This is a genomic window from Aquimarina amphilecti (assembly GCF_900109375.1).
In the GTDB taxonomy this organism is placed as follows: Bacteria; Bacteroidota; Bacteroidia; order Flavobacteriales; family Flavobacteriaceae; genus Aquimarina; species Aquimarina amphilecti.
Genome location: NZ_FOAB01000001.1, coordinates 903065 through 920667, shown reverse-complemented (window position 1 = coordinate 920667; position 17603 = coordinate 903065). Strand labels below are relative to the sequence as shown.

Sequence of the window (17603 nt, the reverse complement as noted above, 5' to 3'; positions counted from 1 at the left end):
TTAGTCACTTTTATAGTTGAAACCATTCATCAATTATAGGCCACAAGATATCTTGATTTTTCTTTCTAAAAAAATCAAAATGCCCAATTGTTTTTAAGTTATAATTCGATGGACTTAAGTGTTTTCTGGTAGTTTTGGCATTATTATATACTCTTTCTCCTAGTATGTCTACTGATTTTTTGGGAGCAAAAAGGTCATCATCTATACTAATAAGTAACATAGACTCCTTTATTTTTTGGTAATAAGTTTCTGAATTGCCTTCAGTGAAATGTAACATCGAATCGGGGTGTAATAAAAAAGTAGCCCAATCTTTGGCAGCTTTGGTAGTTAATGGTCTACCTAACCCAAACCAACTAGATGGATAATATCCTAAAATAGAGGTTGTAATTGGAACAAAGAATTTAAAATTTAAATATATTAAAAAGCGCATTCTGGGAGTAAAATGTTTATAAAACCCAAATTGCGATCCGATAGTTAAGTATTTATCATAATATTGATATGCATCGCTAAAGCCAACGCTATTTCCTCCATAACTATGACCGATCATATATTGAATATTATTTGGAAATTTTGTTTTCACATATTTAGAAATAGCTTTAAAGTCCATTGCCCAAGAAAAGAAACCATGATCTTTTAAAGATTGAATGCTTTTAGAGTCAGAAGTGCCAATACTGCGGTAGTCAAAAGTGAATACATTACATCCTTTTTCTGCAAGATAATTGGCTATATTGAAATAAAACTTTTGAGGTACAGCGACAGCGGGAGCAAATACAATAGTTTTGTTATTTGAAAATTCAGGAACAAACTCGTGTGCAGAAATAGGGTATCCATCGTTAGATTGAATAGTAAATGATTTCATAATTATCCTTTTAGTATTATTTTTTCCATTCTAGAAACAGCATTATTAATGTATTTATGATCATTGTAGATCCGCATTAACAGAATTCCACCTTCTAAATCTTGGACCATTTGTTCCGCTAGCGATCGTGATTCTTCTTTAGAGTAGTTAGGTGTTAGTAATATTTGTAAACCAGATATGAAATCTTCGAAAAAGTGTTTGATCTCATCCTTATAAATGGGGTCTAAATGTGCTGTTTCTAATGCGGTATTTGCCATAATACATCCACTGTTGGCGTTTTTGAACATTTTGTCAATAAGTGTGCGAATTTTTTTTAATTTTTGATCCGTAGTAAGGGTGTTGTTTTCAATTACCTTAAATAAATTATGTTTAAAATAACTATTGACTGTAGCTAAGACTTCTTTTATCAATTGTTCTTTGTTATTAAAATAATAATAGAAATGAGATTTTTGAATTTCACAAGCTTTTGCTAATTCACTCATACTGCTTTTACAAATACCTCGTTCTCTAAGTACCGGAATTACTTTAGCAAGGACTTCTTCTTTGGATGTTTTGGTTTTAGGCATTTTATTGAACGTTCGTTAAAATAATACCTAAATATAGTTAGAATTATTTAATGCCATTGTTTATTTTTACTTAAAATTTAATTTATGAAATTAACCGAAGAAGAGATATTGGAGCAATGTGCTAGAATGTGCAAGAATACGTTAATGGAAACATTAGATATTTCTTTTTGTGAAGTAGGCGTTGATTATTTAGTAGCAAAGATGCCTGTGACATCAAAAGTTCATCAGCCTGATGGTGTTTTACACGGTGGAGCTATGGTTGCACTAGCAGAAAGTGTAGGTAGTGCTGCTTCACATATTTTCTTGGATACAAAGGAGTATTATATAAGGGGATTAGAAATTTCTGCTAATCATGTTAAAAGTGTAAAAGAAGGATATGTGTATGCACGAGCAGAGATTGTGCATAAAGGGAGGACGACTCAACTTTGGGATATTAAAATACGTAATGAAGAAGGTAATTTGATCTCCATAGTAAAGTTAACCACTATAGCTTTACCTAAATCGAAATAATATGGATATTTCAGCTTTATATCTGAAAATCCAATCCCATTTGGATGATCAGCTACCATTCGTAGTGTATAAGAAATCTGAAGAGGAAAAATTAAATTGTTTTCTACAAAATGATAATCTTTTGTATGAATTAGATTCATATAATACATCTGGCTTTGTTTTTGCTCCTTTTGATAATAGAGAGCGAACAATTTTAATTCCTAAAGAAAAAAGTAAATTTTATAGTGTTTCGATTACATCAAATAATGAGACTGAACATGGTATTCATGATAGGTTATCATATTCCGTAAGCAATTCAGTTTCTAAAGAAAATTATTTACAACTAGTTAGTAATAGTATTCAGGCTATCGAGGATGATTTTTTTAAAAAGGTGGTTGTTTCTAGAAAAGAGAAGGTATCGTTTTCTAATAAGAATCCTCTGAAAATTTTTCAGAGATTAATTAAGAGCTATTCTAGTGCATTTGTTTATTTATGGTATCATCCAGCAATTGGAATCTGGCTTGGCGCTACTCCAGAAACTTTGATGACTATTAGAGAAGATGAGTTTAGTACAATGGCTTTAGCTGGAACCCAACCTTATGTAGATTCTTTGGAAGTGAAATGGGGAGCTAAAGAAATTGAAGAACAGTCAATGGTAACTGATTTTGTCTTAAACGAACTTTCGCCAAAAGTGGATCGTATCGAAAGATCTAAAACCTATACATATAGGGCAGGCTCTTTATTACATCTTAAAACAGATATTAAAGGTGTTTTAAAAAACAAAGAATCGGATATAAATGATGTAATAAGCGTTATACATCCAACTCCTGCAGTTTGTGGTTTACCAAAAGAAAGAGCTAAATCATTTATTTTAGAAAATGAGTATTATGAGCGAAAATATTACACTGGTTTTTTAGGAGAATTACTGATTAATCACAATGGTAGCACTGAATCTAATTTATTCGTTAATCTTAGGTGTATGGAGATGGATGATGATAGTGCTATATTATATGTTGGAGGAGGAATTACCAAAGATTCTATTCCTGAAATGGAATGGGAAGAAACTGTAAGGAAGACCGAAACAATGAAAAAGGTTTTATATTAAAATACTTCAAAACACTGGCTTTACTTACCGCTATATTGTAATTTAGCGACTCGAATGAAGAAACGTTTATATTCTAAAATTCCTTTATCGCAGACTATAGTTGCTTTATGTGAAGCAAAAGGAATTTATCATGTTGTTATTTCTCCAGGATCCAGAAATGCTCCATTGACAATTGGTTTTACCGAGAACCCAAGTGTGAATTGTTATAGCATTGTCGATGAACGGTGTGCAGCTTTTTTTGCTTTAGGTATTGCTCAGCAAATTAATAAACCAGTAGCTTTAGTTTGTACCTCAGGAAGTGCATTACTTAATTATTACCCTGCCATTTCAGAAGCTTTTTATAGTGATGTACCATTGGTAGTATTAAGTGCTGATCGTCCTATCGAACGAATTGATATAGGGGACGGTCAAACTATACGACAGAAGAATGTGTTTGAAAATCATATTTTGTATTCAGCTAATTTGTATTCGGAAATTGTCCCTGAGATTGTAGTTGATGATGTTAAGATAAAGCAAAAACAACACGAAGCACAAAAACATAATGAAAGAGAGATCAATATTGCTCTTAATACTGCTATAGAAAATAAAGGTCCAGTTCATATTAATGTTCCTTTTTATGAGCCTTTGTATGATACTATAACGGAACCAACGATTTTACCTAAAAATATTCCAGTAGAACATATAGAACATCGTATTTCTGAAACTTTACGATCTAATATGATTGAGCAGTGGAATGCATCAAAACGTAAATTAATATTGATTGGTGTGAATCCTCCTAATAGTATAGAAAAAAGGTTGATCGATTATTTTGCTAATGATCCTTCTGTTTTAGTTTTTACAGAAACTACCTCGAATATTCATCATGAAACACATGTAAATTGTATTGATCAATTAATTACTTCGTTAAGTGAGGAAGATTTTGAAGCGCTACAACCAGAGATTTTGTTAACTTTTGGAGGTATGGTGGTTTCGAAAAGAATTAAAGCTTTTTTACGTAATTACCAGCCTAAAGTTCATTGGCACATTGATGAGAAGAAAGCTTATGATACATATTTTTGCCTTACAGAGCATGTAAAGATGCATCCCAATGCTTTTTTATCTAGTTTTTTGCCTGAGATTAAAGTTTTTGATAATGAGTATAAGTCTTATTGGATAGAAAGAAGAAACCAAAGAAGAGTAAGGCATATAGCGTATTTAGAAAAAGTTGATTTTTCGGATCTTAAAGTATTTGAAATGATGTTTGATCTTATTCCTAATGATCAGATGATTCAATTAAGTAATAGCTCTACTGTTAGGTATGCGCAATTATTTTCGTTGAACCCTTCGTTTAAAGTATATTGTAATAGAGGTACAAGTGGTATAGATGGAAGCACTTCTACTGCAATTGGTGCAGCTGTTGCTTCAGGAGTTTCCACTACATTGATAACAGGTGATTTAAGTTTCTTTTATGATAGTAATGGATTATGGAATAATTCTATTCCTTCCAACTTTAAAATTATTTTGATTAATAATAGTGGAGGGGGTATTTTTAGAATTTTACCAGGTAAGTCTGAGAGTCATAACTTTAGCACTTATTTTGAAACAAAACATAGTTTAACTGCTAAAGAATTGTCTTCTATGTTTAATATTGGATATACTACTGCCAATGATAAAATCGGATTAGAAAAAGCCATAAAGAAAATATATGAGAATAACGATTCACCTCAGTTATTAGAGATTTTTACTCCTAGAAAAAAGAATGATAGTGTTTTAATCGATTATTTTAAGCATTTTGTCTAAAAAAACAAGTTTATTATAATTTATAAATGAATAATTCATTTATAAATAAGTTATATTTGAGATAACATAATAAATTAACTAAAACCTAAAACATTATCACCTTATGAGTAAAAGAGACGAATTAATTACTAAGTACGCTGCGGATATTAAAGATAAAATAGGTCAAACTCCAGATATGGACTTTTTAACTAAGGTTACTATTGGTTGTGGACCTTCTATTTATAATAAAGATGCTGCTACTGTATCGGGAAGTGATTCATCAGAATTGGAAACAGTAAAGAAGAATTTTTTAATTAAAAAATTAGGTCTTTCTGATGGACCAAAGTTAGATGAGGCAATTGCTTCTGTTATGGATGCCTATGGTAAGTCTAATAGAAATAAATATAGAGCAGTAGTTTATTATTTATTAGCTAAGCATTTCAAAAAGGAATCTGTATATAAATAAAATAACAGGTATTGAAAAATATGAAAGGTGTTCTTAGGTGGGCACCTTTTTTGTTTTAATATGGTATAGAGGAAGATTAAACAATTATCTTTGCGCAAAAATATAAAACGATGCTTAAGCTTGGTGAATATAACACACTTGAATTTGTAAGAGAAAGAGATCAAGGTGTTTATCTTAGTGATGATGATGGGAATGAAGTGTTATTGCCTAATAAATATGTTCCAAATCAGTTTATGATTAGAGACGAGATCAAGGTATTTTTGTACTTAGATCACGATGAACGAATCGTAGCTACGACTTTAGAGCCTTATGCTAAGGTGAATTCGTTTGCATATTTAAAATGTACTACAGTTTCAGATATCGGAGCATTTATGGATTGGGGTTTAGAAAAGGAGTTGTTTATACCTTTTAGAGAACAGGCTTCAAAAATGCGAGTAGGTAGTTGGTATCTTGTTTATGTATATTTAGATGAGGAGACTAATAGGTTAGTGGGCTCCAGTAAGACAAATGCGTTTTTGGATAATTCATTAGTTTTGTTATCGTCTTATGATGAAGTCGATTTGATAGCATCTCATCCTTCTCCTTATGGATGGAATATGATTGTAAATCAAAAACACCTTGGATTAGTATATGAGGATGAAATTTTTCAAAAAATTACACCTGGAGATCAATTAAAAGGATACATTAAAAAAGTTCGTCCTGATGGAAAGATCGATCTTACATTGCAGCGACATGGATATCGCGCAATTGAGCCTAATGCTCAACAAATACTAGATGAATTAAAATTGAACGGTGGGTTTATTGATCTAAATGATAAATCTGATCCAAAAGATATTAAGGATGTTTTTCAGCTAAGTAAGAAAAGTTTTAAAAAGGCTATTGGGTCTTTGTATAAAGCTAAAAAGATTGTAATAGAAAAAGATGGTATTCGTTTAGTGGATTAATTTTTAATAAGTTAGGGGCACGCCAGTTGCTGGACAATATATTCCTGTATAAGTACTTGCATCTCTGTATGCATTGTTTCGAATATTTCCTTTACCACTATTGTTTGTGTTGTATCCGCCATTTCCTGTTATCGTAAATCTAAGATTGTTTTGATTCTGATTTGTAGTTCCCGGAAGATTGAAAGCGTAATCAGATTGTATGAACTTGTTTTCAGGAAGAAGAAGGATAGGAGTTTCGTTACTAAGATGTTGTTTGCGTAAATCAACGGCTAAATTTATTTCCATTAGTACATAATTACCAGTAGAAATTATTTCTCTGACATGTGATAAAGAAGGAATGATTTCTTTATGAGCTATATCATATTGAGTATTATTTTCCGCTACTAGTGTGTTCCATGTTTCCCAGTCTATAGTTAGCACAGGTTTTTCTTGTCCATAAGAGATTAAGCTTATGCAACTTAATAGGAATCCAAAGAGAATCTTCATGGTAATTTTTAATTATCTGTTTTGTCTAAAATATCAAAAATCGTGCAAAAGTCCTGTTAATTTATACGAAAGATGTAAAAATATTACTTTTTTAACTTCATTTAACTACTATAATGATGTAGCAGGATACAATATATTGTATTATTTTTGATAGCATTAAAAAATATAAAATGAGTTCGATAAACTGGAAAACTGTAAAAGAATATCAAGATATAACCTACAAAAAGTCAAATGGAGTTGCTAGGATAGCATTTAATAGGCCTAATGTCCGTAATGCTTTTAGACCTAATACTACAAGTGAGTTGTATGATGCTTTTTATGATGCTCAGGAAGACACCTCTATAGGGGTTGTATTACTTTCTGCAGAAGGACCATCTACTAAAGATGGTGTATATAGTTTTTGTAGTGGTGGTGATCAAAAAGCTAGAGGGCATCAAGGCTATGTGGGCCAGGATGGAATGCATAGATTGAATATATTAGAAGTGCAGCGGTTGATTAGATTTATGCCCAAAGTAGTGATTGCAGTTGTTCCTGGATGGGCAGTTGGAGGAGGACACAGTTTACATGTTGTATGTGATCTAACCTTGGCAAGTAAAGAACATGCAATTTTTAAACAAACTGATGCCGATGTTACTAGCTTCGATGGAGGGTATGGTTCTGCTTACTTAGCAAAAATGGTAGGGCAAAAGAAAGCACGTGAAATTTTCTTTTTAGGAAGGAATTATTCAGCTCAAGAGGCATATGAAATGGGTATGGTAAATGCTGTAATACCTCACGAAGAATTAGAAGGAACCGCTTATCAATGGGCTCAGGAGATTCTAGAAAAATCACCAACTTCAATAAAGATGCTTAAGTTTGCTATGAACCTTACTGATGATGGTATGGTTGGGCAACAAGTATTTGCTGGAGAAGCAACTCGATTAGCTTATATGACAGAGGAAGCCAAAGAAGGAAGAAATGCATTTTTGGAAAAAAGGAAGCCCGATTTTAAGGATATTAAGTGGATACCATAATGTAAATGATCATACAGAAATTTAGAATGCAAAATGAAAAATAAGGAAGACGAATTATTATCTGTACAGTATAGGATTGAAAAATCCGGTATGAAACAACAGAAACTCGAAGATCGTCTTGTTTCTATATCCAAAGAATTGAAGAGAAGTAAAAGAAATAGCATCATTTTTATGATTTTGTTTTTTTTAGTAGTAATAGGAATGTCCTTTGCTATGTATTATCTAAATGAAGATGGCTTTAATCCGAGTCCTGATCAATCGCTGGATGCTACGGAGAATATAGATGAGGTAAAGAAAATGAATGATTCTTTGCAAGAAGAATTAATGAAGCTTAAGACTGATATATCTGATTATAAGGAAAAGTTAAGTTTGCGTACTGATGATATTCCTGAGGTTTCTATGGATACTGTCATTACAGATAGTAGTAAAGGTAAAAGTGCGGATGATATAAAGAAATTAAAATTTCAAAAACAACATTGTTACGTGAAGAATGTATTTCGAACGAATGGTGTTATTTTTATAGAAGCAGATTTTATTGAGTATTATAAAGGTAGAAAAGCAGTAAAAAAAGCTAAAGAAAATAATGACGCTGAATATGATATTGATAAAAATGGAGATACATTATATTTTTTATACGATAATTACTATGTCTCTAATACAAACACAAAGCTTAGAAGGTTAGAACTAAATGATAAAGTACGAATTCAGAATTTAAATCAAATTTCAAAAGGATTTCCTTTAAAAGCATTTCAAAAAATAATTTCGAATGATCCCATTATGGTGTTAGAGATGAATGATGGGATTGTATATAAAATAACCAAACAAAAATTACCATAAGCCTATAAAGTATCATTAAACCTCCCGAAAAATGCCAGATATTAAAAATGAAGATCTTTTATCACTGCATTATCAGATTGAAAAAGCTGAAGTAGAACAGCGAAAACTAGAGGACCTTCTTAATGATAAATCTGTTGAACTTAAAAGGAATAGAGCATCAAAAATGATGCTCAAAATGCTATGTTCTTTGTTGTTAATACTTACAATAGCATTGATTATATACTTAGTGTTTTGGGTTGATAAGGATTCTGGTAATAAGGTGGTAATGGAAAACAAAGAATTTACCTCTTTCCAGTCAGAGATTAATGGGTTAAAGAATCAATTAAATCAGCTAAAAAATGATCAATCTGATTTAAAAGATTTAAAAGATCTTTATGTTTATAGGAGTTTGATAAATAAAGACACTGTGTATTCTGTTCAAATTCAATCATTTACTGATGAAAAAGTTTCTTTAATCTCAGAAAAGTTCACAAATTCTCTTGTCTACAGCGACACTTCTTATTATAAATTAAGCTTAGGGATTTTTGAAACTCTAGTGGAGGCACAAGAATTTAGAAAAACTTTGCTTAAATCTGGTGTCGTTGACAAAAATATTTTTGTTATTTCTTATAAAGAAGGTAAACGAATTAAAATAGAAAACCCTTTCTAACTTATTATCTTAGCTGAGGAAAATTAGAAGGATTTACTTCATTCATTATTTCGTAAACCTTTTCAAAAATATCTTCCGTAGATGGTTTACTAAAATAATCTCCATCCGTTCCAAATGCTGGACGATGTGGTCGAGCACTTAGTGTTTGTGGTTCACTATCTAGGTATTGGTAAATATTTTGTTCGTCAATAAGTTTATGAAGTATGTATCCAGTAGCACCTCCAGGAACGTCCTCGTCTATAATTAAAACTCGATTTGTCTTTGCAATACTTTTTACAATATCGTGAGTTAGATCGAATGGTAAAAGAGACTGTACATCAATTACTTCAGCGTTTATCCCTACAGCTAATAGTTCCTTAGCAGCTTGTTCAACTAACCTTAGTGTAGAACCATAAGAAATTAATGTAATATCACTACCTTCTTTTACAGTTTCTACAACACCTAACGGAGTTCTTATTTCAGATAAGTTAGATGGCATTTTTTCTTTTAGACGATATCCATTAAGGCATTCTACAACTACAGCAGGTTCATCACTATCTAAAAGCGTGTTGTAAAATCCTGCAGCTTTTGTCATATTTCTAGGAACAAGGATGTGTATACCTCTAAGTAAATGAATCAGTCCACCCATCTGAGATCCTGAGTGCCAGATACCCTCTAAACGGTGTCCTCTTGTTCTAACAATTAATGGAGCTTTTTGCTTGGCAAAAGTTCTGTATCTTAAAGTAGCAAGATCATCACTTAATCCTTGGATACAATAAAGTATGTAATCTAAATACTGTATCTCTGCAATAGGTCTTAGGCCTCTCATAGCCATACCAATTCCTTGTCCGATTATAGTAGCTTCTCTAATTCCAGCATCAGAAACTCTTATTTCACCATATTTCTGTTGTAATCCTTCCAGACCTTGGTTTACATCTCCAATTTTACCGCTATCTTCTCCAAAAATTAAAGATTCTGGGACTCTATTAAATATTTGATCAAAATTATCTCTTAATATAACTCTAGCATCTACTGTTTCAGCATTATCATCATATTGAGGTTTTACTTCTTCTATTTTAGTAGCATTGCTATCGAAATCATTATATAAATGGTCACTGTATTTTGGTTGAATTTCCGCGATATAGTTGTTAATCCAATTTTGAAGAGCTGCTTTTTCTGGAAAATCTTCTTTAATAAGATACCTTAAAGTTCTTCTAGTTGCTTCTAAAATATCTTTTCGAATTGGTTCGTCTTTATCAGCTAATGTTTTTACGAGAGGAGAAATAAAGTTTTTATTTGCACTTTTACTTTCTACAGCTTCTAATCTAATTAATGCTTGTTTTTGTTCTTCTTTGATCTCTGATATATAAGCATTCCAAGCACTATTTTTTCCTTGTCGTACAGTTTTCTTACAGGCTTTTTCTAGTTCAAGTAGTTCCTCAGCTGTTGCTACATTATGATCGATAATCCATTCTTTGAATTTTTTATTACAATCATGTTCGCGTTCCCAGTTCAAACGTTCTTCACTTTTATATCTCTCATGAGATCCAGAGGTAGAGTGACCTTGAGGTTGCGTAAGTTCTTTTACATGTACGATCACAGGAATATGTTGTTCTCTAGCTAGATCTTCTGCAGTCTCATATGCTTCTACTAACGCTGGATAATCCCAACCATTAACTACAATAATTTCATAACCATCGTGTTTTTCATCACGTCTAAAACCTTCTAATACAAGTGAAATATTTTCTTTTGTGGTCTGGTGTTTAGCGTGAACCGAAATACCATACTCATCATCCCATATACTAATAACCATAGGAACCTGCAAAACACCTCCTGCATTTACGGTTTCCCAAAAAAGACCTTCACTAGTACTGGCATTACCGATTGTTCCCCAAGCAACTTCATTTCCATTTATAGAGAAATTTGCGTGCTCAGAGACACTTTTTTCATTACGATATACTTTAGAAGCTTGGGCTAAACCTAATAGTCTAGGCATTTGGCCAGCAGTAGGAGAGATATCCGAGCTTGAGTTCTTTTGCTTTGTTAGGTTTTTCCAAGATCCGTCTTCATTAAGACTATGAGTAGCAAAGTGTCCACCCATCTGTCTTCCAGCAGCAAAAGGCTCTTTTTCAATATCTGTATGTGCATACAATCCTGCAAAAAATTGTTCTACATTATATTGATCAATGGCCATCATAAAAGTTTGATCTCGGTAATATCCCGATCTAAAATCACCATCACGAAATACTCTAGCCATTGCTAATTGCGGTAATTCTTTACCTCCTCCAAAAATTCCGAATTTAGATTTTCCGGTAAGTACTTCTCGTCGGCCCAATAAACTACACTCTCTACTTGTTAAAGCGATTTTATAATCTCTAAGTATTTGATTTCTATATTCTTCGAAGGAAATATTAGGTGTAATAGTTGTTTCAGGCTGCATGTGAACGTTTTTTACGGTGTGCAAATTTAGCTAAAATTCACGCCAATTCCAAGACAAGAAGTATTAAATTTGTTGAGGATAATTCATGTAAAATAGCTTTTTGTTGTTGAATTCTTTTTTTGAGTAATTTTTTTAAGACTTGATTAACAAATATTCAAAATTTTCACATTTAAAAAATTGTGTTACTTCATTTTACTATGCTGTAATAATTTAGAACTAGAATTTATAATTTTAGATGGCTGTTAATCAGTATGGTCGAGAGTTGTTATTTACTTTGTTGGGTTTTTGTCTATGTAGGAACCTAGGTTTATTCTCTTTTTTTCCTACAAATCCAAAAAATAATATAACTTAGAAGAAATATTAGCTATCATTATTAATGTAATCGTGAATTTTTGAAAAATATAAAACTCACTAACATATTATTTTATCTTGCTTTTTCGGTAGTAATAATAATTGCAGTTTTTTTTGATAGAAAATATTTAGCCTATGCCTTACCGTTAACTATATTTTCTATAGGGACAATGTATCTATGTAGCGTTAAAAAAATTAATTTTTGGTATATACTTAGTTTAGTTCCAATGATTTTTTGCGACGTTCTTATTTATACAGATTTCAGAATTAATTTTTCTGTAATATGCATTCTAACATCTTTATATTTTATATTTTGTACAGTAGCTCTTAGAAAGTATTTATTGGTTAAAGCGATAAAACGGAGTACTTTTTTGTCAGTACCAATTTTGATTAGTTCTGCGTTGGTTGTTTATTTGATTTATTCAATTTCTCAATTATTGTTTGATATGGTAAAAGATGCTATACCAGAAGTTATTGTATGTTTATTTAGTTCTACAATGTATATTTTGGTGGCGTATCTTATTTATATGCAAGACACCTATAAAGATGGTTTGAAATTAATCATAGTGTCTTGTTTATGTATATTTATAGTGTCCTTATTACCAATAAATGAACTATTTTATTTTAATAATATTTTTACCGTTCTTATTAATATAGCCCATGTATTAAGCTTGTATATTTTTATGGAATTTTTGTTGAATACTGCTCCGGATAAGATTATAAATAAGAGTGAGAAGTATTTATAGAAGCTTGATTTTAGTGTTCTATTAAAAATAATTAATACCATTCTCTTGTAAACAACCCTATAAGAGTTTGTGGACTTAGTGTAATGATAAATCTAATTTTTTCGTTGTAATTTGGTTGGTTAATTTCAAAACCATTATTCGATACCACAGGAAAGAAAAGTTCAAAATAATCAGCTACAAGACTGACTCTTACACCAGCATCATATACAAATTTAGGAGAGATCCCTTTGTTTTTTACAAAACCTGCATCACCGTATGCATAGATCCATTTCCATATATTGGTGTTTGCATTTAACGTTGTGATCCATTGATTGGCAAATGGATAATCCAACTGAGATTTAAACCCTCCTTCCGCAATAATAATCTGTTGACTTACTAAACCTGTTTCTTCACTACGCCCTAAATAACTAAAATCAAAAAGGTAATCAGTTGGTCTATCTAGAGCAAAACTAAAAAAATCACCATCTTTTTCTGTATCATTATATATAAAAGCTCCTGCAAATAGACGAAGATTAAGTTGCCTGTTATTTAAAAATACTTTCCTGTAATTTATAGTAGTTGATAGTTTACTGAAATTTTTAGCTATCTGATAATCAAATACATAAGATGTGAAGTCTAAGAGGTTGAAATCAGAGTACCGATATCGTACGTTAAATACACTATAATCAGGAGTTTCTACAGGATTATTGTCATCTCGTTCTCTAAATACGTTTACACTACGAATAGATAAGCGTTGTCGTTCATTAGATCTAAGATCTTGTGGTCTCCAATAAAAATCTACAGAAGGGGAGAAGCGCCTAAATAGAAGATCTGGTGCATAACTAAACATACTACCACTAAATGCATATTTGATTTGATAGAGATCGTAATCCGCGATTTGATCTCTATATTGAAAAAATGCAGAGCCGATTAGTTTTTTTGATAAAAAGCCATAACTAGGAGTTATTCTATAATCAAAATCTCTTCTTATAAAAGTCTTATTATAAAACTTGGAACCAATGGTTAAGCCGTCATATACATTGAACTCAAATTCTGGAATGTAAAAAATTTGACTTCGGGTTGGATCCTCAACATCTTGTAGGAATCTAAACTGTATGGGTTTATTTAGAAGTCCTTTAATATTCCTATGATTATTTCGTCTATTAACTTCAGGGATATTTTGATCATAATCTATTACTAGTTTATCAATGTCTTCATTGGCAATTTTAACCTTTTTCTTTCCAACAATGTCAGTAACCCAAGTTTTAGAAACTAATTGTCCATTTCTTAACCCTGCTAGCGAAACAGGCATTACATTGTTTCTTTTATTTTTTATAATGACTTCTAGAGAATCCTTTCTTTTTTTTACAGACTTAATTTTGAAGTCTAATTTTTCATTGGTTGGGATATAATCTTCAAAAAACCAATCTATATTCTTTGGGGTTAGCTTATTTAAGATTTTTTCGAACTCCTTAGAATTTGTGATTTTTAAAGTATTATTAATATAATATTCTCTTACGGCATCTGCTAGAATATTATCATCTTCTAGATAGTCTTCTAGATATTTAAATCCGATTCCAGCTTTGTATGCGTTTGCAATATTTTTATTGAACTTTACTAGTTTGTCTTGCGGTTCTGTTAGAGGTTGGTCTAAAAATAATCTAGCCATATTTTTGTAACCTAAAAAGTACTGATCATTAAAGTCTAAATCAGCAGCATGAAACCACCTTAATCCAATAATTTTACTGAGGTTTCCTATAATTTTCATATCCGGATAGTATTGTTCCGTATATGTCATCATGATATAAATGTGTATAGCATCCTTAATCCATGCATCATATCTTGGATTAATTATCAACGTCTTTTCTAGGTAACTTTCTGTAATGGATTTTAGTTGTTTAATTTCGTATTGAAAACCATCGGGAAAAGGTCTTAAAATATCTGGTAGTTGATTTAAACCATATACCGGGTTGTTTTTATAATCGTTTTCCGAAACTAATATCTTGTCAAAAGGGTAAGGACCTAATCGATCTTTTAGAAATTTAATGATTCTTTTTGTTGCCACACTTTTCATTTCAGGCATCAAATCGTTATCCTCAATATTACTAATGAGTTTTACTCCATTCATTCTAAAATCATAAAAAGAACTGTTTTTTTCTAAGTATAGATTTACTTCATTTCTATTATTACCTAGTAATTGAATGGTTTTAGTTTGGTCATTAGTGTTTAATGATTCTTTTTGATCAAATTCACTTGTGATTTCATAAGTTGATGGTATTGTTAAGCTAATTTTGTAATCTGATAAAGGAGCGTATAAATCATCGAGATGTTTGTGACTATATACTTGCCATTTAGTGTCATAAACGGCAGGGACTATATACCAATATTTTAAGCTGAAATTTCCATTTTTATGATAACCGTAACGAGTGAATTTTTCACTAGGTACTTTTACTTTGTATTCAATATTAAAGGTAGTGCTATCTCCGGGGAATAGGGATTTATTAATATTTAAACGTAGTATATCGGGTGTTTCGTTATAACGTTCAAAATTTAAGGTTTGACCAGACTTATTTTTAATAGACTCAATAGCAGTTGCTCCACGTTCGTAATCCTTAGCGAAGTAGAAACGTTTTAAAAAATCTTCAGAAAAACGTTCTCCTAAAGGAGTAGTTTTACTGACAAAACTATTGGCCCAATCATGTAAAAACACTTCTTGCATAGTGTCTTTTGAGGTATTGACAAAGGTGATTTCTTGTTGTATTGATATCACTTTGTTTTTAGCATCTAGAACTCCGTTAATGACAATATTATGCTGAGCATAAATACTAGCATGCAATAAAAATATAATAGAAGTTATATGGAATATTCTGATACGTTTCAATTTACTTTCAAAAATTTTATGGTATTACTATTTATATTGGTTGGAACAAGATAATACATTCCATTACTTATTTCGGATACGATTATATTAATAATACCATTACCGTCAGCCGAAAAAGATTGTACTTTTTGTCCTAAAGTATTGTAAATGTTAAAATGGATTGGTTCTGGACTATTAGTTATTTGTAAAGACAGGTTTTCATTAATTATGTTACCATTATTTAATTGTATTGTCCTTGTCATTTCTGTAAATTCTGATGTATCCAGTAATTGTTGGTTAGATTGTAATTCCATTACCACTGGTAAATGGTCACTCATATTGTATAATGCATCCCTTAGTGAACTATCAAATATTCCTACGCAATCTACATTATCAATCCTTTCATTGTAACAATTGCCATTATTACCATAAGCAAGATAACTATCAGACACGTAGCTTAATTCATTGTTATTCTTCATATTTTCCGACATTAAGATAAAATCAAAACGATCGTCTAATCCACTACCGCTACCTAGACCATCAAACTCATCATTATCAAGACGTGTACTTTGTGTATGTATACTGGTAAAAGTATTATTATTTGTCCAGCTTCCAGGTGTGTTAATAGGGTCTACCAAGGTAATCTTATTGTTGATATTTAGTAAAGCCTGATAAGCTGGTTCATTTGACGAATATATATTTAGATCACCAGCAAAAATTATATAAGCATTTTCATCTAGATTAGTATAGTTATCGATAAACTCATTGACCATATTTAATCGCTTTATTTCATTTTCCGAACCTCTACTGGCTTTTAGGTGACATACGAAAATTTCAATTCTAATAGGATTATTAATTTGATCATCTGATATTAATTCTAAAGTGTACCAATTAATATCCCTAATAGTAGTTGTTAGTCTTTGACTTTCTATTAGGGTAAACTTTTGATTGTTATAATATAATAATTGATGCAACTCCACATCCGAGTTAGAAAAATTACTTAAAAAGGGAGCACTAGAATAGTTGCTATTATCATCATTTAATGAATTATTCAATATTTCTTCACCTCCAATTGCTGTTTCCAATTCACAAATCATAAAAATATCAGGTTCATAACTATCTATTATAGTTTCTAATATTTCTTCTCTATTATCGGGTGGGGCAGTAGGATAATTCAGAACATTATAAAACATGGTTTTTATAGTGGTCTGTCCAAAAGAAATTTGGAAACTATAAAATAACATGAGTGATATGAATAATCCTTTCATTATTGAGTTTGTTGAGTTTGTGCGAAAAGGAATATCTATTAGAAATTCGGACTTAAATTGTATTTGCCATAGAACTTATCTAAAATTTGCAATACTTCTTCCGGTGTATCCACAATATGAATTAAATCCATATCTCCAGGACTAATATTTCCAAATTTATCTAAAAGTGTACTCTTTATCCAATCGATTAGTCCTCCCCAGAACTCAGTACTTACTAAAATAATAGGAAATGTCGCGATTTTTTTTGTTTGTATTAATGTAATAGCTTCGAATAGTTCGTCAAGAGTTCCAAACCCCCCCGGCATTACTACAAATCCTTGAGAGTATTTAACAAACATTACTTTACGAACAAAGAAATAATCAAAATCTAAGCTTTTATCACTGTCAATATATGGGTTATCGTGCTGTTCGAATGGTAAGTCGATATTTAGACCAACCGATGTTCCTCCTCCTAAATGTGCTCCTTTATTACCAGCCTCCATAATACCTGGTCCACCGCCAGTGATAACACCATAGCCGTGATCTACTATTTTATGAGCTACATCAACTGCAAGTTGATAATATTTATCATCTGTTTTTGTTCTGGCAGATCCGAAAATAGATACACAAGGTCCTATTTTACTCATTTTTTCAAAACCATTTACGAACTCTCCCATGATCTTGAAAATAGCCCAAGAATCATTTGTTTTTATTTCATTCCATCCTTTGTGACGTTGTTCTTTTCTCATAAATTTTATTTTATTATTTCAGTATATAACTGATATTTTTTTAACAAGTTGTTATTGTTACTATTTGTTTTTTAATTTAA

The 17603-nt window shown here is 31.2% G+C and carries 16 protein-coding genes; 9 read left to right on the top strand and 7 right to left on the bottom strand.

Annotated features, from left to right (window positions below):
• Nucleotides 1-10: 10 nt before the first annotated feature.
• Both BMY33_RS04050 and BMY33_RS04045 read right to left on the bottom strand, forming a co-directional pair.
• Nucleotides 11-859 (bottom strand): alpha/beta hydrolase family protein, encoded by an 849-nt coding sequence (locus BMY33_RS04050; protein WP_091405922.1) that lies wholly within the window; start codon nucleotides 857-859, stop codon nucleotides 11-13.
• A 2-nt stretch (nucleotides 860-861) separates the two neighbouring features.
• Entirely contained in the window at nucleotides 862-1425 is a 564-nt protein-coding gene (locus tag BMY33_RS04045; protein ID WP_091405920.1) for a TetR/AcrR family transcriptional regulator, read from the bottom strand.
• 84 nt (nucleotides 1426-1509) lie between these two features.
• Here BMY33_RS04045 and BMY33_RS04040 point away from each other — a divergent pair, with 84 nt between their 5' ends.
• The 5 genes from BMY33_RS04040 (at nucleotide 1510) to BMY33_RS04020 (ending at nucleotide 6187) form a co-directional block, all read left to right on the top strand.
• Nucleotides 1510-1935, top strand: a complete 426-nt coding sequence (locus tag BMY33_RS04040) for a PaaI family thioesterase (RefSeq protein WP_091405919.1) — start codon at nucleotides 1510-1512, stop codon at nucleotides 1933-1935.
• A 1-nt stretch (nucleotide 1936) separates the two neighbouring features.
• Nucleotides 1937-3019, top strand: coding sequence for a chorismate-binding protein (locus BMY33_RS04035; protein WP_091405917.1), 1083 nt, complete (start codon nucleotides 1937-1939; stop codon nucleotides 3017-3019).
• Between the two features lie 54 nt (nucleotides 3020-3073).
• Nucleotides 3074-4798: a 2-succinyl-5-enolpyruvyl-6-hydroxy-3-cyclohexene-1-carboxylic-acid synthase gene (menD, locus tag BMY33_RS04030; protein ID WP_091405915.1), complete on the top strand. Its 1725-nt coding sequence runs from the start codon at nucleotides 3074-3076 to the stop codon at nucleotides 4796-4798.
• Nucleotides 4799-4901: 103 nt separating this feature from the next.
• Nucleotides 4902-5243, top strand: a complete 342-nt coding sequence (locus tag BMY33_RS04025; protein ID WP_091405914.1) for a DUF2853 family protein — start codon at nucleotides 4902-4904, stop codon at nucleotides 5241-5243.
• Between the two features lie 110 nt (nucleotides 5244-5353).
• Nucleotides 5354-6187: a CvfB family protein gene (locus BMY33_RS04020; protein WP_091405912.1), complete on the top strand. Its 834-nt coding sequence runs from the start codon at nucleotides 5354-5356 to the stop codon at nucleotides 6185-6187.
• Nucleotides 6188-6190: 3 nt separating this feature from the next.
• Here BMY33_RS04020 and BMY33_RS04015 read toward each other — a convergent pair whose 3' ends face one another.
• Nucleotides 6191-6673, bottom strand: coding sequence for a hypothetical protein (locus BMY33_RS04015; RefSeq protein ID WP_091405911.1), 483 nt, complete (start codon nucleotides 6671-6673; stop codon nucleotides 6191-6193).
• Between the two features lie 170 nt (nucleotides 6674-6843).
• Here BMY33_RS04015 and BMY33_RS04010 point away from each other — a divergent pair, with 170 nt between their 5' ends.
• Genes BMY33_RS04010 through BMY33_RS04000 form a run of 3 tightly spaced genes read left to right on the top strand, consistent with a single transcriptional unit; the run spans nucleotide 6844 to nucleotide 9172 of the window.
• Nucleotides 6844-7686, top strand: a complete 843-nt coding sequence (locus BMY33_RS04010) for a 1,4-dihydroxy-2-naphthoyl-CoA synthase (protein ID WP_091405909.1) — start codon at nucleotides 6844-6846, stop codon at nucleotides 7684-7686.
• 33 nt (nucleotides 7687-7719) lie between these two features.
• Entirely contained in the window at nucleotides 7720-8523 is an 804-nt protein-coding gene (locus BMY33_RS23360) for a hypothetical protein (protein ID WP_091405907.1), read from the top strand.
• Between the two features lie 31 nt (nucleotides 8524-8554).
• Nucleotides 8555-9172 carry a hypothetical protein gene (locus BMY33_RS04000; RefSeq protein WP_091405905.1) on the top strand — a complete coding sequence of 206 codons (618 nt, stop codon included), beginning with the start codon at nucleotides 8555-8557 and terminating at the stop codon, nucleotides 9170-9172.
• Nucleotides 9173-9176: 4 nt separating this feature from the next.
• Here BMY33_RS04000 and BMY33_RS03995 read toward each other — a convergent pair whose 3' ends face one another.
• Nucleotides 9177-11591, bottom strand: a complete 2415-nt coding sequence (locus tag BMY33_RS03995; protein ID WP_091405904.1) for an alpha-ketoacid dehydrogenase subunit alpha/beta — start codon at nucleotides 11589-11591, stop codon at nucleotides 9177-9179.
• 722 nt (nucleotides 11592-12313) lie between these two features.
• Between BMY33_RS03995 and BMY33_RS03990 the strand changes: the two genes are divergently transcribed.
• A complete protein-coding gene (locus BMY33_RS03990) occupies nucleotides 12314-12688 on the top strand; it encodes a hypothetical protein (protein WP_091405902.1) in 375 nt (124 codons plus the stop codon).
• Nucleotides 12689-12719: 31 nt separating this feature from the next.
• Here BMY33_RS03990 and BMY33_RS03985 read toward each other — a convergent pair whose 3' ends face one another.
• The 3 genes from BMY33_RS03985 to BMY33_RS03975 are packed head-to-tail and all read right to left on the bottom strand — an operon-like array spanning nucleotide 12720 to nucleotide 17523.
• Entirely contained in the window at nucleotides 12720-15548 is a 2829-nt protein-coding gene (locus tag BMY33_RS03985) for a gluzincin family metallopeptidase (protein WP_091405901.1), read from the bottom strand.
• On the bottom strand, nucleotides 15545-16795 hold the full coding sequence (locus tag BMY33_RS03980; RefSeq protein ID WP_091405898.1) for a hypothetical protein: 1251 nt from the start codon (nucleotides 16793-16795) through the stop codon (nucleotides 15545-15547). The genes BMY33_RS03985 and BMY33_RS03980 overlap by 4 nt, the downstream gene beginning before the upstream one ends.
• Nucleotides 16796-16833: 38 nt before the next feature.
• Nucleotides 16834-17523, bottom strand: coding sequence for an LOG family protein (locus tag BMY33_RS03975; protein WP_091405896.1), 690 nt, complete (start codon nucleotides 17521-17523; stop codon nucleotides 16834-16836).
• Nucleotides 17524-17603 lie beyond the last annotated feature (80 nt).